Consider the following 22,871-nt stretch of genomic DNA (forward strand, 5'->3'; position numbering starts at 1 on the left):
CCGCCCGGCCGATGGCCGGGCCGGACGCCGCGCCTAGCGGATGCGGAAGGCGCCGCCCGCGTGGTCGCTGACGGTGAAGCGGCCGTCGCCCTGGTAGGTCACTTCGATCGCCTGGCCGGCGCCGCCGCCGATCGAGCCTTGCGGACCCACCGTCGTGCGGTTGCCGCCGGACGTGTAGATGCGGCCGCCGTTGCTGGTGGGCGTGCCGTGGTCGGCCGCCACCAGCCGGTTGCCGTCGGCCGACAGGCTGATGCCGCGCCAGGTCAGGTTGAGGTCGGCGGCCGTCCAGGCCCAGGGATCGTGGCCCCCGGTGGTGCTGAGGAAGATGTAGCCCCGGTAGCTGTACACATCGTTGCGCGGCTCCTGCAGGGCGACGACGCTGCCGTCGCGCGAGACCGCAACACCGCTCCAGGCGCTGTAGGTGAACCGCTGGGTCCAGGTGGCGCCGCCATCGTCGCTGACGAACGGGTAGGCGCCGTTGTCCAGCACCGCCATGCGCAGGCCATCGGCGCTGGCAGCGGCAAAGGACCAGTTGCCTGCCACCAGCCGGCGCGTCCAGGTGGTGCCACCGTTGTCGGAGACGTACACGCCTTGTGCATCCGGATCGGCGCCGTAGAACGACGCCACCGCGACCAGGCGCATGCCGTCGCTGGAGCCGGCCACGGTGCGCCAGTCGCCGTCGGCGGTGCCGGGCACGGCCGTGAAGCTCGCGCCGCCGTCGGTGGAGACCTGCAGTCCGGCGCCGACGGCCACGCCCACCAGGCGGCGGCCATCGTCGGACATGTGCACTGCATGCCAGGTGCGGCCGGCGCCGCGCACCGTCCAGGTCTGCCCGCCGTCCGAGGACAGGTGCAGCACGCCGCCGCCCACCGCGGCCAGCCGGCTGCCGTCCGCCGACATCACCACCTGGGTCCAGCTGGTCGTGGGAGCGCTGGTGCGCGTCCAGGTCGCGCCGCCATCGTCGGAGAGATGGAGCCCGCCCGGGTTGGCAATCGCGGCGACCCGGTTGCCGCTGGCCGACGACGCCGTGCCGGACCAGCGCTGCTCGGGTTGCTGCGGGTCGGGCGTGCGCGCGGTCCAGGTCGCACCCGGGACCACGTTGCCCGGCATGCCGGCCGTGCGCACGTGCTGCTGCTCGTTCTGCGCCAGCTGCCAGGGTGCGGCGCCCTGGCCGATGATGCGCACCCGGTCGCCCACGCGCAGGTCCTCGTTGCGGGGCAGGGTGATGACCACCGTGTCGGCGGCATCGGAAGTGACCGTGTAGGTGCCGTTGGGCAGCGCCTGCTGCGCGCTGCCGGCCGGGACCGACGCGCCGCCGCCGGGCGGCGCGGCATCGGCGGACGCGCGCTGGTCCGCTGCCGGCCCGGCACCGGCTGCCGTTCCCCCACCGCCGCCGCCCCCGCAGGCGCCCAGCAGCAGCGCCATGGCCGCTGCTGCCGCGATCTGCCTGCGCCTGGCGCCGGCCTTGTCCATCCTGAGCATCCGTGACCTCCGTGTCGTTGACGTGACGTTCGGCGGTCATTCTGGAAGTCGCCTGCAGAGCCGCGCGTGGGTCATCCATTGCTTTGCGCGTAAGCCCACCGGGCGCTGCCGTGTCGGTTCGCTGCCGAGCCCGAAAGGGCTAGCGGACCGCGGCGCGAACGGCCGATCTGCCGCCCGCATTCCCTGGCGCACGAACGAAAAAAAGCCGGGCCTTGCGGCCCGGCTTCGATCCCCCCTGAGGGATGTGACAGCGTCGCTCGTTACGGACGGGCGCCGGTCGAGACGTACAGCTGGCCGGCCAGGTTGGTCAGGAAGCGGCCCGCGGCGACGACGATCTTGGTGGCATCGCCAGAGATAGTGATGGCACGCCAGTCGGTGTCGGTCGCGGCACCGGCCGTGGTGTTGACCGCCAGGGGCGCGAAGCTCGTGCCGCCGTTGGTGGACAGCAGGACCTGGCCGACCGGGGTGGTCGGGGCGGCATTGCTGTTGGAGATCGTCACGCCGATGACCGAGCCGTCGTTGGACATGCCGATGCCCGAGTAGTCGCCGGCGATGGTCGTCGCCTGGGTGAAGCTCGCGCCGCGGTCGCGGGACACGTACAGGCCGTTGCCGGACGCGCCACCGAACTGGTTGCCCGCCATCGCGATCGTGTTGCCGTCGCCGGACACCTTCACGCGGTACCAATTTTGGGATCCAACCGCTGCGCCGCCAACATTCACGGACAGGGGAGCCCATGTGGCTCCACCGTCGGTGGAAATGTACGCGTCGGGATCTTGCGCCACCGCGACCATCACCGAACCGTCGGAGGACGCGTCGATGGTGCGCCAGCCGGCGGTCGTCGGTGCGCCAGCGCCCAGCGCCCAGGTGGTGCCGCCGTTCTGGCTCACAACGATCGGGCCGCCTTGGATGGTTGCTGCGATCCGTTGGCCATCGGCGGAAATGGTGATGCCTTCGAAAGGTGCGTCTCCAAGGTTGAAGCCGCCCAGGGTGCCGGTCGCTGGCGTGAAGGTGGTGCCGCCATCGTGGGAAACGTAGATGCCGCCGCCTTCGTCGTAGCGCACCGCTGCGATGTGGTTGCCGTCCGCCGACACGTCCGACGCGATCCAGATGCCGCCGACAGTGCCGGCCGTCCAGGTCGCGCCGCCGTCCTTGGACACGCGCAGGAAGCTGGTCGCGGTGCTGGTGCCCGTGGCCGCTTCGCCGGCCACCAGCGTCTGGCCGTTGTCGCTCGAGGAGAGCGAATGCCACACGGCCGGTGCGAGGCGTGCCTCGAACACCTGACCCACGGGCGTCGTGACGCCACCGCCACCGCCGCCACCGCCGCTCGGCGCCGTCGGCCCGGGAGTGCTGACAATGGGATCGCCGCCGCCCCCACCACCGCACGCAGCGAGTCCAGCTGCGACCACGAGGGCCGCGGCGAGATGGACTCCAGTTTTCTTCATTTGCTTCAACATCAGGTGCCTCCAGGTTGCGTTGAATGACGCGGGTCGTCACACGTCGAAACGGATGGTCGGTTGTCCCAACCTGAACCGCTTGCCGGTTTGGAGCATGTCGATGTAGGAAAACGGCTCGCCGAAAACTCTGCCGTTTTCAAGATGTGTCCAGCCCTGCTCCGAGGGAGCCATTGACGGAAAGCTGAGGCTCTGCAACATGTGAGCATTGGCAACCAATGTCACTGCGGCCGAGCCGGCGTGCGATGCCCGTGGATCGCGTCGCCGCGGTCGTCAACGCGGCTTGATTTCACGGCACGGGTCCCGCAACTGCGGACATGCCTGACACCCTCCACGTCGTCTGCCCCTCCTGCCAAGCCACCAACCGCGTGCGAGGGGACCAGCTCGCCAGCGCACCGGACTGCGGGCGCTGCCACCAGCCACTGTTCCAGGGGCGGCCCGCGGCGCTCGACGAAGCGTCGTTCGGGCGGCAGCTCGCGCGCAGCGAACTGCCGCTGCTGGTGGATTTCTGGGCGCCCTGGTGCGGCCCCCTGCCGGATGATGGCGCCGGCCTACGAGCAGGCCGCTCGCCTCCTCGAGCCGCACCTGCGGGTGGCCAAGCTCGACACCGAACAGGCGCAGGCGATCGCGGGCCGGCTGCAGATCCGCAGCATCCCGACCCTGGCCCTGTTCGTGGGTGGCCGCGAGATCGCACGCCAGCCGGGCGCCCTGACCCGGACCGACGACATCGTCCGCTGGGCGCGCGGCCACCTGCCCTGAACGGCTGGCCATCCTGGCCTGCCGGGTGCCGTCGCCCGCGGCCTACGTCCGGCAGCGTGCGGGCGGGCTACCTTGGACGTTTCACTGCAAAGGAGACTTCCATGGCCAATCCCATCCTGGGGCAGATTCTCGGCAGCGTGCTCGGGGGCGCGGGCGGCGGCGGCATGCCCGGCGCCGGCGGCCTGGGCGGGCTCGGTGGCCTCGGTGGCCTCGGTGGCCTCGGTGGCCTCGGTGGGGCCGGGGGCCAGGCGGGCGGATTGGGCGGGCTGCTCGGCGGCGTGCTGGGCGGTGGTGGTGCCCCGGCCGGCCATCCCACTGGCGTGCCGCGCGGCGGACCGGGCGGGCTGGGCGGCCGCAGCGCGATGCTGGCGCTGCTGCTGCCGCTCGCTCTGCAATGGGTGCAGCGCAATGGTGGGGTCGGCAGCGTGCTGCAGCGCGTTGGACAGCGCGGCTACGGCACCCAGGCGCAATCCTGGCTGGGCACCGGTGCCAACCAGCCGCTGCCTCCGCAGGCGGTGCACGAGCTGCTGGGGCCGGACGAGCTCGCCCACCTGTCGGGCCAGCTGGGCGTGGGCCAGGACGAGGTCGCCGATGGCTTCGCCGAGATCCTGCCCGAGATGGTCGACCACCTGTCGCCTCAGGGCGAGCTGCAGCAGGACGCCGACCGGCGACTGGAGGCGGGGCAGTCGGCGCTCCAGGAGATGCTGGCGCAGGTGCGGTGACGCACGGACGCGCCGGCGAGGCGGGTAAGCTCTGCGCCCATGCATTACCGACGACTCGGCCGCAGCAACCTCCAGGTGTCGGCCCTCTGCCTGGGCACGATGATGTTCGGCGACCAGACCGCGGCGCCCGAGGCCGCTGCCATCCTGGCCGATGCCCGCGAGCAGGGCGTGAACTTCATCGACACCGCCGACGTGTACACCCGCGGGGCGTCCGAGGCGATGCTGGGCGACCTGCTGCAGGGCCAGCGCGACCATTGGGTCCTCGCCACCAAGCTGGGCAATCGCATGGGCGAAGGCGTCAACGAGGCGCACTATTCACGCAGCTGGATGCTGCGGGAGGTCGAGGCCAGCCTGCGCCGCCTGCGCACCGACCGCGTCGACATCCTCTACCTGCACCGTGACTACCCCGGCATGGACCTGGAAGAGCCGATCCGCGCAGTCGACGCCCTGATGCGCGACGGCAAGATCCGCGCCTGGGGGCTGTCCAACTTCCGCGGCTGGCGCATCGCGGAAGTGGTGCACCTGGCGCGCAGCCTCGGCGTGGCCGCGCCGGTGGTCTGCCAGCCGTACTACAACCTGCTCAATCGCATGCCCGAGGTCGAGATCCTGCCGGCCTGCGTCCACCACGGTATCGGCGTCGTGCCGTACAGCCCGGTCGCGCGCGGCGTGCTCACCGGCAAGTACGCGCCCGGCCAGCCTCCCGCCCAGGACAGTCGCGCGGGGCGCGGGGACAAGCGCATCGCCGAGACCGAGTTCCGCGAGGAGTCGCTGCGCATCGCCCAGCAGCTGCAGGCGCACGCGCAGCAGCGGGGCGTGACGCTGGCGCAGTTCGCCACCGCCTGGGTGCTCGGCCACCATGCCGTGAGCGCCGTCATCGCGGGGCCGAGGACGCTGGAGCAGTGGCAGTCGTATGCCCCTGCGCTGGCCTACACGCCCGATGCGCAGGACGAGGCGCTGGTCGATTCGCTGGTGGCGCCGGGGCATCCCTCCACGCCCGGCTACAACGACCCGGCCTATCCGCTGCTTCCACGCCGCCCCGCCTGACCATGGCGCTTCCCCTCGACAGCAGTGCCATCACGCACGGGATCCAGCTGGCCGTCGCGCCCGTGTTCCTGCTCACGGCGGTGTCTGGGATGATCGGCGCCGTGGCGGGCCGGCTTGCCCGCATCATCGACCGGGCCCGGGTGGTGGAGGACCGCGCGCGCGAGAGCAGCGACCCCGCGTTCCTGGCGCGCGCGACCGGCGAACTGGCCGAGTTGCGGCAGCGCGGGCGGCTGGCCAACGGCTGCATTGCGCTGCTCACCACCTGCGCCTTCCTGATCGGGTTGACCATCATCGTGCTGTTCCTGGGCCAGACGACGGCGGTGCGGATCAACGTCGTCGCGGTGGGCTGCTTCCTGCTCGGCGTGCTGTGCTTCCTGCTGGCCCTGCTGTGCTTCCTGATGGAAACCGTGATGGCCACGCGGCTGCTGGACTTCCACTTGTTGCGCTGACGCCGCAAACCACGCTGCCTGTCGCGGCACGTTGCGAATCCCGACAGGTTGTTACGCTCTGTTCCTACAAGCGTTCCTTTGCACGGACCCGTAACCTGACTTCCGAGCGCCGGGTACGGCGACGGGAGACAGGAATGCAGGAAACGCAGCAACACCCACGTTCGGCCCAGCGGTTCGGACTGGTGCTGCCGATCACGATGGAAGGCGAGGAATGCGCCTGCCATGACATCAGTGCGACGGGAGTCCTGCTGGAGGCCGGGCAAGCGCCGCCGCTGGGCAGCCACGTGGCCTTGAGCTTGCAGTACGAAGCGGAGGGCCGGCCGTTCCAGCTGGAATGCGCGGGGGAGGTGGTGCGGGTCGAACGCCACGGCGAGCGCTTCAACATCGCCGTCCGGCTCGACGAGCCGCTCTTCCAGGAGTCGGTGCCGCAGGAAGGCGGCACGGGCTGAAAGCCGCGTCCCACGGGGCGCAGGGAGCGAACGATGGCAGACGATGAACCACGCGTCGTGGTGCCGCTGGGGCGGCTGCAGGAGCGCCGCGGCGCCGACCGCTTCGAGATGGAGATGCCCGTGTCGCTGGAGGACGGTGCCGCGGGCGTGACCCGTGACGTCAGCGTCAGCGGCCTGTCCTTCACCTCGCGGCGCTCCTACGAGGCTGGCGAGCGCATCCAGCTGACGGTCGAATACCTGCTGGATGGCCACCACTACCCGCTGCGCTGCGAGGCGACCGTGGTGCGCTGCGCTGCCTGCCCCGGCGGTTTCACGGTGGCGGCCCGGCTGAGCACCGCGTTCCTGGAATAGCTGGCCCGTCATCCGGCGGCGCGTGATAATGCGCCCATGGGCCTGCTCAACAAGATCTTCAGGTCGTCCGACAGCGGCGGGACGGATTCCGAGCTGTCCGCCACCCGCTTCGAGGAGAGCACCGACCTCGAGCAGGCGGAGCGCGAATCGACCCGGCGCGAGCTGGTGAAGGTCGTGCTGCGCGAGACCATGCGCCGACATGCCGTGCCGTCCGACTGGCTCGACTGCCGGATCCTGCCGGTGATCACGAGCAAGAGGACCAGCGGCATGCACGTGCAGCTGGTGGTCCTGCAGGGGCAAGGCAACCTGCTGGGCTACATCCCGGCGTTCCAGAGCAGCTTCATGGCCGAGATCGAGAAGTTCGAGCCGCGCGCCTGGGACTGGCTCCTCAGCATTTCCTGGCAGTTCGCCGGCATCACCGCCAGCACCGGCGGTTCGCTGCCGGCTTTCGGCCAGGACGAGAGCCGCCCGCGTGCGCAGGCCGCCATGGCTGCCAGCGGTGCGGTGCCCGACGAAGGTCCGGTGTCGGACCTGCCACCCGTCGAGGACGATCTCGCCAAGGACCTGCAGGCCCTGTTCGCCATCCGCGACGCCGCCCTGAACCGCGACGGCAATCCCCACGCGGATGCCGGATTCCAGCCCACCCGGCCCGCCTTCGTGCCGAGCCGGAACGACCCCGGCACCTGAGCCGCCCGAGCCGGCGAGCAGCCGACCCGCGTCGCCCGCCGTCCGTCAATCCAGGAATTGCACCCGGTCGGCGCGCAGCACGTCGTCGTCGACGCGGGCGCCGGTCACCAGCACCCGACGTCCCTGCCTCAGGTCGGCCGAAGCGCCGTTGGCGAAGCTGGCCGCGCGGGCATCGATGTCCTGTCCGTTCACGCGGAAGCTGGCCACCGACACGAAGCGCACCACGTTGCCGCGCACGCTGTAGGCCGGCTCCTCGTCCGGCGTCGTGCCTGGCGTCCCTGGCGTGCCTGGCGTGCCTGGCGTGCCGCCACTGTCGTTGCGCCGCAGGCGCAGCCGGGACACCACCAGGACGCCGCCGGCGATGGTGCCAGAGGCCTCGACCCGGCTGCCGGCCACCAGATCGGACAGCGAACCGCCCGTGAGGCGCGCATTGCGCAGATCCGCGGGCACGTTGTCGATGCGTACCAGGCCGGCGGAGGGGAGCAGGCTGATCAGCCCGTCCAGGCTCAGGCGCGAGCCCTCCTGCGCCGTCGGCGTCGACACGGGCTCGACCGACAAGGCAGCCAGTTCCGGGGCGGCCACGCTGGCACGCACCCGGACCGACAGTCCTTCGGCCAGAGCGTCCTCGGTCAGGCCGCCGAGGAGCGCGGCGCCGCGGTAGCCGACCTGCTGCGCGCCGATGCGGAAGCTGCGGTTGCGGCGGTCGAGCGATTCGATCGCGCCGGTCAGCACCGGCGCCTGTCCGGCGACCCGCTCGATGCGGGTGGCGTGCAGTTGCGCGCGCGGCCCGGGCAACCCGTACACCAGCACTTCGGCCCCGTCGTGCAGGTCGGCGAGTGTCGCCAGGCCGCCACCATAGGCGGTCCAGGCGTCCGTCGTCACCTGCACCGACCACAGGCGGAATCGGCCGGCGGCCCGGTCGAGCCCGGTGACGTGCCCGCGCAGGTCGGCCGAGGACACCACGCGGGTCGCGGTGCCTTCGAGCAGGTCGGGCTGCACGACGCCGTCCACCCGCACCGTCATGCCCAGCCGCAGCACCGGCGAATCCGCCAGCTGCAGCTCGGCGCCTTCGATGTCGAACCGCGTGCCGCTCACCACGATGCTGCCGAAGCCGCTGATCGATCCCATGCCGATCCCGGTGCCTCCGGACCCGATGCCGCCGGTGATGCCGGTGCCGCCCGAGCCGACGCCTGGGGCGCCGGCCACCTCGGTGCCGCCACCACCGCCGCAACCCTGCACCGCGAAGGCGGTGCCCAATGCATGCGCCAGCCAGCGCCGCCGCGAGATCGGCTTCACTCCTGCGTTCCCTCGCGATCGCCCAGGAACACGTAGACCCCGACCCGCACCCGGCGGGGGCCCTGGCCGCCGCTGCGGGTGACGGATTCGGTGAGCTCGCCCACCAGTTCGCGGTGCAGCGCCGTCCAGCGCTGGCGCATCAGTCGGTGGAGCGCTTCGCAATCCTCCTCGGACAGACCCTCGGCGAACACGGCGCGCTCCAGCATCAGCGGCCCTTCGCCCAGCGCGTTCGAGACGGCGGCGCCGGCATGGTCGCGCAGGTTGTCGCCCAGGAAGGCGAGGGTGGTCTGCAGGTCGGCGGTGGGCACGAAGCCCTCGGCCGTGAGCTCGACCTGGGCGGCGTCGACGCGGGTCACCATGCCCAGGCGCATCAGTTCATCCAGCACCGCCCGGTGGTGCACGTCGCCTCGGCTCGCCTCGCGGGCCACGTCCTCGAACGAGAGGCCCTGTTCGCTGGCGGCGACCGGCAGGCGTTGCAGGGCGGGATCCTGGCTGGCCAGCTGGAACCAGCGGGTGAACGTCTTGGCGGCCGCGGACAGCTCGGTGTGGGGCAGCGGATCGGCCGGGCGCCGCACGCGCGCGGTGACGTCCTTGCGGTTCAGGCCGGTCGTGACGGCGAGCTGGCTGATGTTCGGGGCGGCGACACCTTGCCGCTGCCACAGCCGCGTGGCCTCCTCCAGCAGGAGGTCGCGCAGCATGCTTTCGAGATGGGGGTGCTTGAGACCCATGCCGAGAGCGAGCCGCACCAAGGGTCGCATCACGCGTGCACACGCGGCTTGGGCCCAGGAGAGACGGTCTTGCATGGTGGGTGTTGTTCGTACTTCGACGATTGTTCCCGGGAGGCGCGGCACCGTGCGACTTTTTCCCAGCCGCATGGCCCCCTCGGGCCACCCAATAGCTCCAACGGGCCAGGCGCGTCATGGAACTGCAGAGGCACATGGCGCATCGCGCCGCCATGGATCAGCCAGCGCTCCAGCGATGCAGGGTCACGTAGCCGGCGCCCGGAATGCTGCGTACCAGGGCATAGCCACCTTCGACGCAGCCACCCGCGACGGCCCACACGCCCGCACCCCCGGGCTGCGCAGGAGGCTGCGCGCCGCCGGCCTTGCGCGCGAAGGTCACGTGCGGCCGGAACCGGCGCGCCTCCAGCGGGTGGCCCAGCCGTTGCAGCGCCTGCGCCAGCCGCGCATGCAAGCGCTGCAGTGCGGCCGGCGCTTCCAGTTCGAGGACCGCGATGCCGCCGGGCCAGACCTGCGGACGGCCGGCATCAAGGTCGAGCACGAAGGGTTCGAAGGGCACGTCCAGGCCGCTTCGGAAGTCGTCGACGCGGGCCGACGGAACATGGCCCAGGAAATGCAGCGTCACGTGCAGGCGCTCCGGCGCCGTGCGCCGCGCCCCGGCGGGCCACGCCCAGCGTGCGGCGGACTCCACCAGCCGCAGGCGCACCGGCTCGGGCGGCCAGAACGCGGTGAAGAGGCGCCAGCTGTCCGGCTGCCGGTCCATCGGGAGGGTCGCCCGGCGCTCAGAGCTTGGGGATGCGAAGGGTCTTGCTGATCATCAGGCTGCCCGACAGCACGAACAGCAGCGCCAGCGGGTGGAACTCCCAGGGGCCGAGTTCCATCGCGCCGCCCCAGAGCTGGTCGTGCAGACGACCCTGCCAGGCCGCCAGGGCCAGCACGCCGGTGAGGAGCACGCTGGTCGGGATGGGCGTGCCCTCGAAGTAGCGCACCTTGCCCGCATCGGTGGCCAGCGATTCGGCAGTGACGTTGTAGCGGGCCAGCCGGCTCACCCCGCAGCAGACGAAGTAGATCAGGGCGGCGGCATCCCAGCCGCCCTGCAGCCCGGCGGCGAATGCCAGGGCGGCCGGTGCGACGCCGAAGGAGATCACGTCCGAGAGCGAGTCGAGTTCGCGCCCCAGCGGCGAGTGCTGGTGGCGGGCGCGGGCGATGCGGCCGTCCAGCACGTCGAAGGCGAAGGCCGCCGGCGCGAGCGCCGCCGACAGGAAGAAGTGGGCGACGTCGCCGCTGCCCACGAACATCATCGCCAGGAACACCGCGCCGACGCCGCAGGCCGCATTGCCCAGGGTGAAGAAGTCCGCGAGGTGGAACCCGCGCAGCATGGAGAAGTGGCGGGGGGCGGCTTGTTGCATGGCGAGTGGTTCCTGGTCAACCTCCACCTTAGCCGTTGCCAAGCGGCGCCAGGTCGTCCGGGGGCACCGCGGCCTGTCGGCTGGTTCCGACGGTTGCCACGGCGGCGCTGCCTGGAACCATGGTTCCGCGGTTCCCGAGGGGCGCTCGCGCCGAAGCGGGTGGCGTGCCGCGGGGCGACCTCCCGACGCGGATGAGTTGCTATAGTCGCCGCGCGATGAGTGGTCCCGCCCGCCCCGACCGGAGAAAGTTGCTCGCGTTGGCGGCCCTCGTGGCCGGCGGCGCTGCCGGGCTGCCCGTGCGGGCGACGGCCCAGCCGCGTTGGCGCGCCCAGCCGTTCGGACTGGGCGTGGCGAGCGGGTCGCCGACGTCCGGGTCGGTGGTGCTCTGGACCCGCCTGCTCGGCGCGCTTCCCGACGACGGCGGCGCGCCGATCCCGGTGCGCTGGGAACTGGCGCACGACGACGCCTTCCGACACATCATCCGAAGCGGCGACACGCAGGCGCTGCCTGCGCTGGCGCACAGCGTCCACGTCGAGGTGGAGGGGCTGGCACCGGACCGCTGGTACCACTACCGGTTCACCAGCGGCGATGCCGTGAGCGCCACCGGACGCACGCGCACCTTGCCGGCTCCGGATGCGGCACCGGCGCGCCTGCGCCTGGCCCATGCCTCGTGCCAGCGCTGGGAGCACGGCCACTACGCAGCCTGGCGCCACATGCGCGAGGAGGCGCCGGATTTCGTCGCCTTCCTGGGCGACTACATCTACGAGTACCCGAACGTGACCGCGGCGGTGCGCAGCTTCCCGACGCTCGGCTGGGTGCGCAACCTGGCCGAATACCGCGAGCGGTACGCGCTGCACCGCAGCGACCCGGACCTGCAGGCGATGCACGCCAGCTGCCCCTGGCTCGTGACCTGGGACGACCACGAGGTGCAGAACGACTACGCGGGTGCGCACGCCGGCGATCCCTTCCCGCTGGGCATGAACGGCGTGGCCGACTTCGCGGCCCGGCGCGCAGCGGCCTACCAGGCCTTCTACGAGCACATGCCGGTGCGGGCCGCCGCCTTCGCGCAGGCGCTGGCCGGTCGCCAGCCGGGCGGCGAGCTGCGCCTGTACACCCACTACCGGTTCGGCCGGCTCGCCGAGGTGCTGCTGCTGGACACCCGCCAGTACCGGGACGCCCAGGCGTGCGTGCAGGGACGCAAGCTGTCCGGACCGGTCGACCCGGCCCGCTGCCAGGCCTGGAACGATCCGGGCCGCACGCTGCTGGGCCCGGCCCAGGAGCAATGGCTGGACCGCCGGCTGGAGCAGGGCGGCGCGACCTGGACCGTCGTCGGGCAGCAGACGCTGTTCGGCCGGCGCGACCTGCGCCCCGGCAACGGCGAACTGCTGTCGAACGACGGCTGGGATGGCTATCCCGCGGCCCGCACCCGGATCACGGATGCCCTGCAGCGGCACCAGGTCGCCAACCCGGTGTTCCTTGCCGGCGACGTGCACGAGAACTGGGTCGGGCACCTCAAGGCCGACTACGCGCGGCCGGACAGCGCGAGCCTCGGCGTCGAGCTGTGCGGCACCAGCATCACCTCGAAGTCGCGCAGCGTCGAGTTCGTGGCCCAGCGACTGGCCGAGAACCCGCACTTCCTGTTCGCGGACGCCGCCCATCGCGGCTACGGGCTGACCGACTACACCCCCGGGCGGCTCACCGCGACGCTGCGGGTGCTGGACGACGCGACGCGGCGGGACGCCCGCGTGTCCACCCTCGCGCAGTTCGCCGTCGAGGCCGGCCGCCGCCGGCTGGAGCGGCTGTGATGCGCCGTCTCTGGCAAGCGCTCCTGGGGCTGCTCCTGGTCCTGGGCACGGCCGGCACCCTGGCCGGCGACCTGGCGATCGGCCACGACGCCAGCCAGGACCTGCGCCGCTCGTTCGACGTGCTGGAGGACCGGGACGGCCGGCTCACCTTCGAGGACGTGCTGGCCCCGGCAGTCCAGGCGCGCTTCCATGCCCTGCGTCCGCTCGGGCCGGGCCCCAACTTCGGGCTGACGCATTCGGTCTACTGGTTGCGCGTGACCCTGCGCACGGCGCGCGACGCGCCGGCCGACTGGCTGCTGGAGATTGCCTATCCGCCGCTCGACCGCATCGAGGTGATCGCCGTCGATGCCACCGGCCGCCGGCAGCAGCACGCCGGTGGCGACAGCCGCTCGTTCGCCTCCCGGGCGGTCGCGCACCGCAACCATGTCTTTCCCCTGCGGCTGGCACCGGGACAGACCACCACGCTCTACCTGCGGGTGCAATCCGAGGGGACGGTTTCCGTGCCGGCGCGCCTGTGGCAGCCCACCGCCCTGTGGCGGCACGACCAGGCCGCCTATGCCGCGCTCAGCCTCTACTTCGGCCTGCTGCTGGGGCTGATGCTCTACAACATGCTGCTGTTCGTGTCGCTGCGCGAGCCGGGCTATGTCTTCTACGTCGCTTTCGTGGCGGCCATGGGGATGAGCCAAGTGGCGCTCAGCGGGCTCGGGGCACAGTACCTCTGGCCGCGGTCGACCTGGTGGAACGGCGTGTCGGCGCCCGTGGGGCTGACGGTCACGGCGATCTTCGGGCTGCTGTTCGCGCGCAGCTTCCTGGCCAGCGCGCAGCGCATGCGCACGCTCGACCGGATCCTGCTCGCCCAGATGGCCGGCTGGGGGCTTGCGCTGGCCGCCGAGCTGGCGCTGCCCTACACGATCGCCAACTGGATGGTGACCATCCTGGCGCCGGCCAGCGTCATCACCATGACCGTGGTTGGCGTGATGAGCATCCGCCGCGGGATCGCCGGCGCCAGCCACTTCTTCACCGCCTGGGCGCTGCTGCTGCTGGGCGTGGCGATCCTGTCGCTGCACAACATCGGCATCCTGCCGTCCAACGCCGTGACGGCGAACGCGTTGCTGATCGGCTCGGCGCTGGAGATGGTGCTGCTGTCGTTCGCGCTGGGCGATCGCATCAACGTGGCGCGGCGCTTCAAGGAGCAGGCGCAGGCGCGCATCGCGGCCGAACGCGCCATGGTGGGCGCGCTCAGCCAGGCGCAGGAGCGGCTCAAGGAGGTGCTCGAGGAGCGCGAGATCATCCTGGAGAACTCGCTGGTCGGCATCGTCTTCCTCACCGGCGCCGGCCGCCTGAAGTGGGCGAACCGGGCCATGCTGGAGATCCTGGGCGTGGACGAGCCGGTCACGACGCTGGAGCCGTTCTACCTGTCCCGGGAGCACTACCTGGAAGTCGGTGCCGAGGTCGCCCGGACGGTCGGCCGCGGCGAGGTGTACGAGCGCGAGCTGCAGGTGCGCCGACGCGACGGGACCCTGATCTGGATCCTGCTGTCCGGCAAGGCGGTGGGCGGCGACGACCTGGCCCAGGGCACGGTCTGGGTGGTGCGCAACATCAGCCCCCGCAAGCAGCTGGAGCAGCAGCTGCGCGCGACGATGTCCGAGCGTGAGGCGATCCTGAACAACGCGGTGGTCGGCATCGTGCTGTCGGTGTACCGGCGCCACGAGTGGGTGAACGAGAAGTTCGCGCAGATGCTGGGCTATCCCAAGCAGATCCTGATCGGCCAGAGCTCGATCTACATCCATCCGAGCGAGCAGGAGTGGGAGCGCTTCGGCGAGGAAGCCCGCGCGGCCCTGATCGCCACCAACGGCTACACCTGCGAGCGCCAGCTGCGGCGGCGCAACGGCGAGCTGTTCTGGGTGGAGATGGGCGGCAGCTGCGTGCGCGCCAACGACCCGGACTCGGGCGTGATCTGGACCTTCCTGGACATCACCGAGCGCAAGCGGTCGGAAGCGCAGATGCGCGAGGCCCTCGAGCAGCAGCAGGCGCTCAATGCGCTGCGTGCCCGTTTCGTGGCCATGACCAGCCACGAGTTCCGCACCCCGCTGGCGGCCATCCTGTCGGCCGAGGAGGTGCTGCGCCACCACGGGGACCGGCTCACGCCGCAGGACCGGGCCGAAACGCTCGACAGCATCGCCATGGGCGTGCAGCGGATGACGCGGATGATGGACCGCGTGCTGCTGCTGGGGCGGGCCGACGCCCAGATGCTCGCCTTCGAGCCGCACGAGGTGAACGTGCCCGTGCTGTGCCGGCGGCTGGTCGAGGAAGTCTGGGCGCAGCACCCGGAGACGCACTGCGAGATCGCCGTGCGCGCCGCGCCCGGCGTGGGCACGTGCCGCTGCGACGAGAAGCTGCTGCGGCACATCTTCGGCAACCTGCTGTTCAACGCGATCAAGTACTCGCCCGGCGGCGGGCGGGTCCGCTTCAACGTCCGGGCCGAGGACGCCGAGCTGGTGTTCGAGGTCGCCGACCAGGGCATCGGGATTCCGCCCGACGAGATCCCGCACCTGTTCGAGTCGTTCCATCGCGCCAGCAACGTCGGCAGCATCCAGGGCACCGGGCTCGGGCTGGCCATCGTGAAGAACGCCGTGCAGGTCCACGGCGGGCGCATCTCGGTGGACAGCGCGCTGGGGCAGGGCACCACCTTCACGGTGCGGCTGCCGCTGGTCGAGGTGTCGGCCTGAGCCGGGCGCCGCGCCCTAGGGACGCACCACTTCCAGCAGCCGGTCGAGCCCGCCTTCGTCGATCGCCACCATCGCCTGCTCCCGCACCTTCGGCTTGGCGTGGTAGGCCACCGAGAGACCGGCCACGCCCATCATCGGCAGGTCGTTGGCGCCGTCGCCCACGGCAATGGCCTGCTTCGGGTCGATGCCCAGCGATGCGCAGGTCTCCAGCAGCATCCGGCGCTTCTCGGCACCGTCGCAGATGTCGCCCCAGGGCTGGTCGACCATGCGACCGGTGAGCTGGCCGCAGTTGGGGCCCGACTCGATCTCCAGCACGTTGGAGCGGGTGAAGTCGATGCCCAGCTTGTCGCGGATGCGGTCGGTGAAGAAGGTGAAGCCACCGGAGACCAGCAGCGTCTTCAGCCCGGCCGCCTTGCAGGCCGCGACCAGCTGCTCTGCGCCCGGGTTCAGCTGCAAGCGCGTGGTGTAGACCAGCTCCATGTCGGCCACCGTCACGCCGCGCAGCAGCGCCACGCGTCGGCGCAGGCTTTCCTTGTAGTCGGTGATCTCGCCCCGCATCGCGGCCTCGGTGATCGCCGCCACCTCCTCCTTGCGTCCGGCCGCGTCGGCAATCTCGTCCACGCACTCGATGTTGATCAGCGTGGAGTCCATGTCGAAGGCGACGAGCCGGAAATCGTGCAGGTGCAGCGGTGGCGTGAAGCCCTGGAGGGCCAGGCCGGGAAAGGAGTCGCGCGGGGCAGTCATGGTCGCGGAATTGTCGCATCCGACCGGCGCGTGCTGTCGTGTTCGAACGCGCGCCGATGAGTCTGCGCACACCCTCGGCCACGAGCTCATCTTGTCTCCATGGCGATAGACGCGGTGCCCCGCGTGGCGATCATGCGTTCGGGCATCCACACCAACAGGAGACAAAGCATGGGTTCACAAACGGCATGGGTCGCGCGCCTCGGGCGCGTGCTGGCCGGCGCTGCGGCGCTGGCCGTCGTGGCGGCGTGCGGCGGTGGCGGCGGCAGCGAAGGCGAGAGCCTGCCCGCTGCCGTCAACCTCAACCAGGGCAACGGCCACGGGGCGAGGGCGCCAGTCGTGGCGGTGACCGACAAGGGGCCCGTGCGCGGCGTCGACCGGCTGGGCATGCGCAGCTACTTCGGCATTCCTTACGCCGCACCGCCCGTGGGTGACCTGCGCTGGGCGCCGCCGGCCCAGCCGGCACGCTGGCGCGGACTGCTGGACAACACGGCCTCCTCGGCACCGTGCCTGCAGACCAGCGCCAGCCCGTTCCGCCTCGCCGGCGGCCAGGAGGACTGCCTCTACCTCGACGTGCACGCGCCGACCGGGGGGCACGGTCCCTTCCCGGTGATGGTCTGGTTCCACGGCGGCGCCTTCAACACCGGCGGGACGGCGACCTATGCCGACCCTTCGCCGCTCGTCTCCAAGGGCGTGGTGGTCGTCAACGTCGCCTACCGGCTCGGGGCGATGGGCTTTCTCGGCCATCCGGCGCTGCGTGCCACCGGTGCTGGCGGCGTGCCGCCGGGCAGCGTGGGCAACTACGGCATCCTGGACCAGCAGGCCGCGCTGCGCTGGGTGAAGGCCAACATCGCCGCCTTCGCGGGCGACGCGCGCAACGTGACCCTGTTCGGCGAATCGGCCGGTGGCTTCAGCGTGATGACGCACCTGGCTTCTCCGCTGTCGGCCGGCCTGTTCCACAAGGCGATCGTGCAAAGCGGCGGCTACGCGTTCGACCGCCAGCTGCCCCAGGCAGCGCTGGAGGCCGCCAGCACGACCATCGTCGACAACGCGCTGGCGGCCGCCGGCGTGAGCTGCCCTGGCGGAACGGTCGATGCCGCCTGCCTGCGCTCGTTGCCGACGTCGGTGGTGTCGACGCAGCTCGCCGCCGCCTTCAACGCGTCGCAGTCGAGCCCGGTCCCCTCGATCGACGGCCACGTGCTGCCGCAGTCGATCAAGGCCACCTTCGCCGCCGGGCAGAACAACAGAGTGCCGCTGCTCAACGGCTCGAACCAGGACGAATGGTCGCTGTTCCTGGCCATCGGCGAGCTCGGCCGGCGTGCGGCGGCGGGCGGCAACACGGACCCGGCCAACCTCGCGTTCGTGGCACCCACCGCCGCGACCTACGGTCCGACGCTGGCGGGCCAGGCGGCCGGCAGCGGCACCACGGCGGCGGCTCTGCTCGCGGCCTACCCGCTGGCCCACTACGGTGGCGCGGCCGACCCGCTGGCGCCCGTGCGCGGCGCGACCGCACAAGGCACGGACTTCATCTTCGCCTGCCCGGCGCTGAATCTGTCGAAGCGCGCGGCGCAGCAGTCCACCCCGGTCTGGATGTACGAGTTCCGCGACCAGACGGCGCTGCCCTCGATCGGGGCCGACGCGGCAGGCAACCCGACGGTCGCGACGCCGCAGCGCGCGGCGCACTCGTACGAGATCCAGTACCTGTTCAATCTGCGCGAGCTGCCCAACCACGAGCGGCGCGCCCTGCAGGAGGCGATGAGCACCTACTGGACCAACTTCGCGCAGACGGGCAACCCCAACCGGGGCGCTGCGGTGCCGGCCCGCTGGCCCGCGTTCACGTCGGCCGCCACGGTGCTCGGCCTGGACGTCGCCTCGGGCGGCGGGATCCAGCCGCTAGCCAGCTTCGAGCAGGACCACCAGTGCTCGTCGACCTGGAGCGGCCTCACGTTCTGAGGACCCGAGCGCCGCGCCCGTGCCGGCGGCGGGGGCCGGCACGGGCCGCCGGTCGCACCCCGCGCCGGCGGGGTCAGACCGGCTCGGCCACCTTCGGCTGCCCCAGCGAGCGCAGCACGTCGCGCACCATCTGGGCCCGGTCCTTGGGCTCCTTGAGTTCGCGCTCGATGCGCAGCTTCTCGTTGCCGGCCAGCTTGATGTGGCGGTTCTTCTGCACCAGCTCGATGATGCGCATCGAGTCGATCGGCGGATTGGGCTTGAAGGTGATGTGCGTCACGCCGGGCGCCGCGTCCACCTTGGCCACGCCGTAAGGACGGGCCAGCACGCGCAGCCGGTGCACGTCGATCAAAGTCTGCGCCTGCGGCGGCAGCTTGCCGAAGCGGTCGACGATCTCCTCGAGCAGTCCGTCCACCTGGTCGGTGGTCTTGGCCGTGGCCAGCTTCTTGTAGAACGACAGCCGCAGGTGCACGTCGCCGCAATAGTCGTCGGGCAGCAGGGCGGGCGCGTGCAGGTTGATCTCGGTCGTGGCCGAGAGCGGAGACAGCAGGTCCGGCTCCTTGCCCGCCTTGAGCGAGCGCACCGCCTCGGACAGCATCTCGTTGTACATCTGGAAGCCGACCTCCAGCATGTTGCCGCTCTGGTTCTCGCCCAGGACCTCGCCGGCCCCGCGGATCTCCAGGTCGTGCATCGCCAGGTAGAAGCCCGAGCCCAGTTCCTCCATCTGCTGGATCGCCTCGAGCCGTTGCGAAGCCTGCCGCGTGAGGCTCTCGAGGTCGGGAACCATCAGGTACGCATAAGCCTGGTGGTGGCTGCGGCCCACCCGGCCGCGCAGCTGGTGCAGCTGCGCCAGCCCGAACTTGTCGGCGCGGCTGATCACGATGGTGTTGGCCGTGGGCACGTCGATGCCGGTCTCGATGATGGTCGAGCACAGCAGCACGTTGTAGCGCTGCTGCACGAATTCGCGCATCACGCGTTCCAGCTCGCGCTCGGGCATCTGGCCGTGGGCGACCGCAATGCGTGCCTCGGGCAGCAGCGCCTCCAGCCGCTCGCGGCGGTTCTCGATGGTCTCCACTTCGTTGTGCAGGAAGTAGACCTGGCCACCGCGCTTGAGCTCGCGCAGCACGGCCTCGCGGATCACGCCGTTGCTCTCGCTGCGCACGAAGGTCTTGATCGCCAGCCGCCGCTGCGGCGCCGTGGCGATGACCGACAGGTCCCGCAGGCCCTCCAGCGCCATGCCCAGCGTGCGCGGGATCGGGGTGGCCGTGAGGGTCAGCACGTCGACCTCGGCGCGCAGCGCCTTCATCGCCTCCTTGTGGCGCACGCCGAAGCGGTGCTCCTCGTCGATGATGAGCAGACCCAGGTTCTTGAACCTGGTGCTGCCCGAGAGCAGCTTGTGCGTGCCGACCACGATGTCCACGCTGCCGTCAGCCAGACCCTTGGCGGCCGCGGTGACCTCCTTCTGCGAGCGGAACCGGCTCATCTCGGCCACCTTCACGGGCCACTTGGAGAAGCGGTCCACCAGCGTCTGGTAATGCTGCTCCGCCAGCAGCGTGGTGGGCGCCAGGAACGCCACCTGCTTGCCGCCCGTGACCGCGATGAACGCGGCGCGCAGCGCCACCTCGGTCTTGCCGAAGCCGACGTCGCCGCACACCAGCCGGTCCATCGGACGGGGCGACACCATGTCCTGGATCACCGCGTGGATGGCGGCGTTCTGGTCGGCCGTCTCCTCGAAACCGAAATCGTTGGCGAAGGTCTCGTAGTCCTGGGGCGAGAAGCGGAACGCGTGGCCTTCCCGCGCGGCGCGCCGCGCGTAGATGTTCAGCAGCTCGGCGGCGGTGTCGCGCACCTGCTCGGCCGCCTTGCGCCGGGCCTTCTCCCACTGGCCGGACCCCAGCTTGTGCAGCGGCGCCTCGTCGGCAGACACGCCCGTGTAGCGGCTGATCTGGTGCAGCTGGCTGACCGGCACGTAGAGGGTGGCCTTGTCGGCGTACTCGAGGTGCAGGAACTCCTGCATCGCCGGCGAGCCATCCGCATTCGTGCCCTGGCCCAGATCCATGTTGACCAGGCCCCGGTAGCGGCCGATGCCGTGCTGCGTGTGCACCACGGGATCGCCCACGTTCAGTTCGGACAGGTCCTTGATCAGCGACTCGACGTCGCTGACCTGCTCCTGCTTGCGGCGCCGGCGCGTGGTCGGTCCGGTGGCGAACAGCTCGGTCTCGGTGACGAAGTCCAGGCCCTGCGCCGTCCAGGAGAAGCCCTCGGTGAGGGCCGCGGTCGCGATGCCGACCTTCTCGTCGCTGCCCTCGAACTCCTCCAGCGAGTCGAACGCCGGCGGCGACACCTGGCTGGCGCGCAGGAAATCGAGCAGGCTCTCGCGCCGGCCGGCGCTCTCGGCCAGCAGCAGCACGCGGTGCGCGGTCGCGGCGATGTGCTGCTTCAGGCGGGCCAGCGGATCTTCCGCCCCGCGCACCACCGACAGGTCGGGCAGCTTCTGGAACAACGCGCTGTCCGCCACGTCTTGGACGCCGGGGCGCACGCCCAGCTGCGCGTGCTCGTTGGCGCGGGCATAGAACTGCTCGATGGTCAGGAACAGCGATTCGGGCGGCAGCAGCGGACGCTCGGGATCGCCCTGCAGCAGCCGGTGGCGGTCGCGGGTGTCCTGCCAGAAGCGCTGGAACGCCGGTTCGAGATCGCCGTGCAGGACCAGCGTGGCCTGCGGGCCGAGGTAGTCGAACACCGTCGCGGTGTCGTCGAAGAACAGCGGCAGGTAGTACTCGATGCCGGCGGTGGCCACCCCGTTGCCGATGTCCTTGTAGATGCGGCTCTTGGTGGGGTCGCCTTCCAGGAGCTCGCGCCAGCGGCTGCGGAACCTGGCCCGGGCGTCGTCGTCCATCGGGAACTCGCGACCGGGCAGCAGGCGCACTTCGGGCACCGGGTACAGGCTGCGCTGGCTGTCCGGGTCGAAGGTGCGGATCGAGTCGATCTCGTCGTCGAACAGGTCCACTCGGTAGGGCACGGGCGAGCCCATGGGGAACAGGTCGATCAGCCCCCCGCGCACCGCGTACTCGCCCGGGCTCACCACCTGCGTGACATGGTTGTAGCCGGCCAGCGTCAGCTGCGCCTTCAGCCGCGCCTCCTCCAGCTTCTGCCTGACCTTGAACGCGAAGGTGTAGCCGGCCAGGAAGGAAGGCGGCGCCACCCGGTAGAGGGCGGTGGTGGCGGGGACGATCACCACGTCGGCTTCGCCCTGCGAGATGCGCCAGAGCGTGGCGAGCCGCTCGCTGATCAGGTCCTGGTGCGGCGAGAAGGTGTCGTAGGGCAGCGTCTCCCAGTCGGGGAACAGGGCCACCCGCAGGTCGGGCGCGAAGAACGCGAGTTCGTCCAGCAGTCGCTGCGCATCGGCCGCGCCGCTGGTGACGATGCCAGTGGGATGGCCGGCGTCCTTCTCGCGCAGGGCCACGCGGGCCAGGAGCAGGGCGTCCGCCGAACCGGGCGGGCGGGGCAGGCCGAAGCGCTTGCCGGGAGACAGCTTGGGAAGATCCATGAGGAATGCAAAACACCCGGCACGGCGAGGTGACGGGTGGTGGGTCGATTCTAGAATGGCCCCCGACTCCATGCCTGCTCATCCGACCAATCTCCCTGCGCGCTGCCACGCGCTGCTGCCCTGCGCCGGCACGGGCAGCCGCGCCGGCACCGCCGCGCCCAAGCAGTACCAGCCGCTGGCGGGCACTCCGCTGGTGCTGCACACGCTGGGAGCGCTGGCCAAGGTCGGGCGTCTCGCGACGGTGCTGGTGGTCGTCGCGCCGGACGACCGCCGCATGCCGCCAGGCGATGGCTACACCGTGGCCGGCTGCGGCGGTGACACGCGCGCCGCCAGCGTCGCCAACGGCCTGGGCGAGCTGCAGCGCCTGGGCGCGGCGGACCACGACTGGGTGCTGGTGCACGATGCGGCACGCTGTCTGGTCACGCCGGACCTGGTCGACCGCCTGATCGACGCTTGCCAGGATGACGACGTCGGAGGGCTGCTGGCCCAGCCGCTGGCCGACACGCTCAAGGCGGAGGAGGGCGGCCGCGTGGGCGTCACGCTGCCGCGGCAGGGCAAGTGGCTGGCCCAGACGCCGCAGATGTTCCGCATCGCGATGCTGCGCCGCGCGCTCGCGCAGGCTGGCACCCAGGTCACGGACGAAGCCTCCGCGATCGAGGCGCTGGGCCTGCGGCCGCTGCTGGTGGCCGGCAGCGCGGCCAATTTCAAGGTGACCTGGCCGGAGGATTTCGCCCTGGCCGAGGCCGTTCTCAGGAGCAGGGCGACATGACGCTGCGCATCGGTGAAGGTTGGGACGTGCATGCACTGGTGCCCGGCCGGCTGCTCGTGATCGGCGGGGTGACCATCCCGTTCGATCGCGGCCTGCTCGGGCATTCGGACGCGGACGTGCTGCTGCACGCGATCACCGACGCGTTGCTGGGGGCCGCCGGCCTGGGCGACATCGGCCGGCATTTCCCGGACACCGATCCGCAGTTCCGGGGCGCCGATTCGAGCGTCCTGCTCGCCGAGGCGGCGCGCCGGGTGGCGGCGGCCGGTTACGCGATCGGCAACGTCGACAGCACCGTGGTCGCGCAGGCGCCGAAGCTGGCGCCCCACATCGACGCCATGCGGACGCAGATCGCCCGGGTCCTCGGCGTGGCGACGTCGCAGGTGAACGTGAAGGCCAAGACCGCCGAGAAGCTCGGTCCGGTGGGGCAGGGCCAGAGCATCGAGGCGCGCGCAGTGGTGCTGCTCACGGGCGCCGCAGGCCAGGCCTGACCA

At 71.3% G+C, this 22,871-nt stretch carries 20 protein-coding genes and 1 pseudogene; 12 read left to right on the forward strand and 9 right to left on the reverse strand.

The genetic code is table 11. The annotated features are described in order from the left end of the window. Positions 1-33 precede the first annotated feature (33 nt). The 3 genes from VFE82_RS06680 to VFE82_RS06690 form a co-directional block, all read right to left on the reverse strand. Positions 34-1,482 carry a hypothetical protein gene (locus tag VFE82_RS06680; RefSeq protein ID WP_324999477.1) on the reverse strand — a complete coding sequence of 483 codons (1,449 nt, stop codon included), beginning with the start codon at positions 1,480-1,482 and terminating at the stop codon, positions 34-36. A gap of 260 nt (positions 1,483-1,742) precedes the next feature. Beyond that, positions 1,743-2,924, reverse strand: a complete 1,182-nt coding sequence (locus VFE82_RS06685) for a sialidase family protein (protein WP_324999922.1) — start codon at positions 2,922-2,924, stop codon at positions 1,743-1,745. Positions 2,925-2,972: 48 nt separating this feature from the next. Further along, positions 2,973-3,134: a hypothetical protein gene (locus tag VFE82_RS06690; protein WP_324999478.1), complete on the reverse strand. Its 162-nt coding sequence runs from the start codon at positions 3,132-3,134 to the stop codon at positions 2,973-2,975. A 116-nt stretch (positions 3,135-3,250) separates the two neighbouring features. Between VFE82_RS06690 and trxC the strand changes: the two are divergent. The 7 genes and pseudogenes from trxC to VFE82_RS06725 all read left to right on the forward strand — a co-directional run bounded on the left by trxC (position 3,251) and on the right by VFE82_RS06725 (position 7,394). Continuing rightward, positions 3,251-3,692, forward strand: a pseudogene (trxC, locus tag VFE82_RS06695) (thioredoxin TrxC). 101 nt (positions 3,693-3,793) lie between these two features. Continuing rightward, on the forward strand, positions 3,794-4,414 hold the full coding sequence (locus VFE82_RS06700; RefSeq protein ID WP_324999480.1) for a YidB family protein: 621 nt from the start codon (positions 3,794-3,796) through the stop codon (positions 4,412-4,414). A gap of 39 nt (positions 4,415-4,453) precedes the next feature. Next, positions 4,454-5,458 (forward strand): aldo/keto reductase, encoded by a 1,005-nt coding sequence (locus VFE82_RS06705; protein WP_324999481.1) that lies wholly within the window; start codon positions 4,454-4,456, stop codon positions 5,456-5,458. 2 nt (positions 5,459-5,460) lie between these two features. After that, a complete protein-coding gene (locus VFE82_RS06710) occupies positions 5,461-5,907 on the forward strand; it encodes a DUF2721 domain-containing protein (protein WP_324999483.1) in 447 nt (148 codons plus the stop codon). A 134-nt stretch (positions 5,908-6,041) separates the two neighbouring features. Further along, positions 6,042-6,356 (forward strand): PilZ domain-containing protein, encoded by a 315-nt coding sequence (locus VFE82_RS06715; RefSeq protein WP_324999484.1) that lies wholly within the window; start codon positions 6,042-6,044, stop codon positions 6,354-6,356. 33 nt (positions 6,357-6,389) lie between these two features. After that, a complete protein-coding gene (locus VFE82_RS06720; protein ID WP_324999485.1) occupies positions 6,390-6,707 on the forward strand; it encodes a PilZ domain-containing protein in 318 nt (105 codons plus the stop codon). 36 nt (positions 6,708-6,743) lie between these two features. Beyond that, on the forward strand, positions 6,744-7,394 hold the full coding sequence (locus tag VFE82_RS06725) for a hypothetical protein (RefSeq protein ID WP_324999486.1): 651 nt from the start codon (positions 6,744-6,746) through the stop codon (positions 7,392-7,394). A gap of 45 nt (positions 7,395-7,439) precedes the next feature. On the opposite strand, the gene VFE82_RS06730 is transcribed toward VFE82_RS06725, so the two are convergent. The 4 genes from VFE82_RS06730 to VFE82_RS06745 all read right to left on the reverse strand — a co-directional run bounded on the left by VFE82_RS06730 (position 7,440) and on the right by VFE82_RS06745 (position 10,839). Then, positions 7,440-8,690, reverse strand: coding sequence for a DUF5666 domain-containing protein (locus VFE82_RS06730; protein ID WP_324999487.1), 1,251 nt, complete (start codon positions 8,688-8,690; stop codon positions 7,440-7,442). Next, on the reverse strand, positions 8,687-9,493 hold the full coding sequence (locus tag VFE82_RS06735; protein ID WP_324999488.1) for a DUF6502 family protein: 807 nt from the start codon (positions 9,491-9,493) through the stop codon (positions 8,687-8,689). Before VFE82_RS06735 ends, VFE82_RS06730 begins: the two co-directional genes overlap by 4 nt. A gap of 157 nt (positions 9,494-9,650) precedes the next feature. After that, entirely contained in the window at positions 9,651-10,193 is a 543-nt protein-coding gene (thpR, locus tag VFE82_RS06740) for an RNA 2',3'-cyclic phosphodiesterase (protein WP_324999489.1), read from the reverse strand. A gap of 19 nt (positions 10,194-10,212) precedes the next feature. Further along, positions 10,213-10,839, reverse strand: a complete 627-nt coding sequence (locus tag VFE82_RS06745; RefSeq protein ID WP_324999490.1) for a CDP-alcohol phosphatidyltransferase family protein — start codon at positions 10,837-10,839, stop codon at positions 10,213-10,215. 248 nt (positions 10,840-11,087) lie between these two features. Here VFE82_RS06745 and VFE82_RS06750 point away from each other — a divergent pair, with 248 nt between their 5' ends. Together VFE82_RS06750 and VFE82_RS06755 are read left to right on the forward strand one after the other, a co-directional pair. After that, complete coding sequence (locus VFE82_RS06750; RefSeq protein ID WP_324999491.1) at positions 11,088-12,644, forward strand: alkaline phosphatase D family protein; 1,557 nt, start codon at positions 11,088-11,090, stop codon at positions 12,642-12,644. Further along, the gene (locus VFE82_RS06755; RefSeq protein WP_324999492.1) at positions 12,644-15,373 is read left to right on the forward strand and encodes a 7TM diverse intracellular signaling domain-containing protein; all 2,730 of its coding nucleotides are present in this window, start codon (positions 12,644-12,646) and stop codon (positions 15,371-15,373) included. Before VFE82_RS06750 ends, VFE82_RS06755 begins: the two co-directional genes overlap by 1 nt. 15 nt (positions 15,374-15,388) lie before the next feature. Here VFE82_RS06755 and serB read toward each other — a convergent pair whose 3' ends face one another. Beyond that, positions 15,389-16,117, reverse strand: a complete 729-nt coding sequence (gene serB / locus VFE82_RS06760) for a phosphoserine phosphatase SerB (RefSeq protein ID WP_324999493.1) — start codon at positions 16,115-16,117, stop codon at positions 15,389-15,391. A gap of 168 nt (positions 16,118-16,285) precedes the next feature. Here serB and VFE82_RS06765 point away from each other — a divergent pair, with 168 nt between their 5' ends. Beyond that, positions 16,286-18,067 (forward strand): carboxylesterase/lipase family protein, encoded by a 1,782-nt coding sequence (locus tag VFE82_RS06765; protein WP_324999494.1) that lies wholly within the window; start codon positions 16,286-16,288, stop codon positions 18,065-18,067. Positions 18,068-18,140: 73 nt separating this feature from the next. On the opposite strand, the gene mfd is transcribed toward VFE82_RS06765, so the two are convergent. Next, the gene (mfd, locus tag VFE82_RS06770) at positions 18,141-21,611 is read right to left on the reverse strand and encodes a transcription-repair coupling factor (protein WP_324999495.1); all 3,471 of its coding nucleotides are present in this window, start codon (positions 21,609-21,611) and stop codon (positions 18,141-18,143) included. A 70-nt stretch (positions 21,612-21,681) separates the two neighbouring features. On the opposite strand from mfd, the gene ispD reads away from it, so the two are divergent. Then, positions 21,682-22,380, forward strand: coding sequence for a 2-C-methyl-D-erythritol 4-phosphate cytidylyltransferase (gene ispD / locus VFE82_RS06775; RefSeq protein ID WP_324999496.1), 699 nt, complete (start codon positions 21,682-21,684; stop codon positions 22,378-22,380). Further along, on the forward strand, positions 22,377-22,868 hold the full coding sequence (gene ispF / locus VFE82_RS06780; RefSeq protein WP_324999497.1) for a 2-C-methyl-D-erythritol 2,4-cyclodiphosphate synthase: 492 nt from the start codon (positions 22,377-22,379) through the stop codon (positions 22,866-22,868). Before ispD ends, ispF begins: the two co-directional genes overlap by 4 nt. Positions 22,869-22,871 lie beyond the last annotated feature (3 nt).

It is taken from the genome of Ramlibacter sp. (assembly GCF_035655895.1).
Taxonomy (GTDB): Bacteria; Pseudomonadota; Gammaproteobacteria; order Burkholderiales; family Burkholderiaceae_C; genus Ramlibacter.

What these genes read in the sequence shown, in the direction of transcription:
- VFE82_RS06725 (WP_324999486.1), top strand. Translation starts at nt 6,744, where the DNA reads ATGGGCCTGCTCAACAAGATCTTCAGGTCGTCCGACAGCGGCGGGACG.
- VFE82_RS06700 (WP_324999480.1), top strand. Translation starts at nt 3,794, where the DNA reads ATGGCCAATCCCATCCTGGGGCAGATTCTCGGCAGCGTGCTCGGGGGC.
- VFE82_RS06705 (WP_324999481.1), top strand. Translation starts at nt 4,454, where the DNA reads ATGCATTACCGACGACTCGGCCGCAGCAACCTCCAGGTGTCGGCCCTC.
- ispF (WP_324999497.1), top strand. Translation starts at nt 22,377, where the DNA reads ATGACGCTGCGCATCGGTGAAGGTTGGGACGTGCATGCACTGGTGCCC.
- VFE82_RS06680 (WP_324999477.1), bottom strand. Translation starts at nt 1,482, where the DNA reads ATGCTCAGGATGGACAAGGCCGGCGCCAGGCGCAGGCAGATCGCGGCA.
- mfd (WP_324999495.1), bottom strand. Translation starts at nt 21,611, where the DNA reads ATGGATCTTCCCAAGCTGTCTCCCGGCAAGCGCTTCGGCCTGCCCCGC.
- VFE82_RS06690 (WP_324999478.1), bottom strand. Translation starts at nt 3,134, where the DNA reads ATGTTGCAGAGCCTCAGCTTTCCGTCAATGGCTCCCTCGGAGCAGGGC.
- ispD (WP_324999496.1), top strand. Translation starts at nt 21,682, where the DNA reads ATGCCTGCTCATCCGACCAATCTCCCTGCGCGCTGCCACGCGCTGCTG.
- VFE82_RS06720 (WP_324999485.1), top strand. Translation starts at nt 6,390, where the DNA reads ATGGCAGACGATGAACCACGCGTCGTGGTGCCGCTGGGGCGGCTGCAG.
- VFE82_RS06765 (WP_324999494.1), top strand. Translation starts at nt 16,286, where the DNA reads ATGGGTTCACAAACGGCATGGGTCGCGCGCCTCGGGCGCGTGCTGGCC.
- VFE82_RS06685 (WP_324999922.1), bottom strand. Translation starts at nt 2,924, where the DNA reads ATGAAGAAAACTGGAGTCCATCTCGCCGCGGCCCTCGTGGTCGCAGCT.
- VFE82_RS06755 (WP_324999492.1), top strand. Translation starts at nt 12,644, where the DNA reads ATGCGCCGTCTCTGGCAAGCGCTCCTGGGGCTGCTCCTGGTCCTGGGC.
- serB (WP_324999493.1), bottom strand. Translation starts at nt 16,117, where the DNA reads ATGACTGCCCCGCGCGACTCCTTTCCCGGCCTGGCCCTCCAGGGCTTC.
- VFE82_RS06745 (WP_324999490.1), bottom strand. Translation starts at nt 10,839, where the DNA reads ATGCAACAAGCCGCCCCCCGCCACTTCTCCATGCTGCGCGGGTTCCAC.
- VFE82_RS06715 (WP_324999484.1), top strand. Translation starts at nt 6,042, where the DNA reads ATGCAGGAAACGCAGCAACACCCACGTTCGGCCCAGCGGTTCGGACTG.
- thpR (WP_324999489.1), bottom strand. Translation starts at nt 10,193, where the DNA reads ATGGACCGGCAGCCGGACAGCTGGCGCCTCTTCACCGCGTTCTGGCCG.
- VFE82_RS06735 (WP_324999488.1), bottom strand. Translation starts at nt 9,493, where the DNA reads ATGCAAGACCGTCTCTCCTGGGCCCAAGCCGCGTGTGCACGCGTGATG.
- VFE82_RS06710 (WP_324999483.1), top strand. Translation starts at nt 5,461, where the DNA reads ATGGCGCTTCCCCTCGACAGCAGTGCCATCACGCACGGGATCCAGCTG.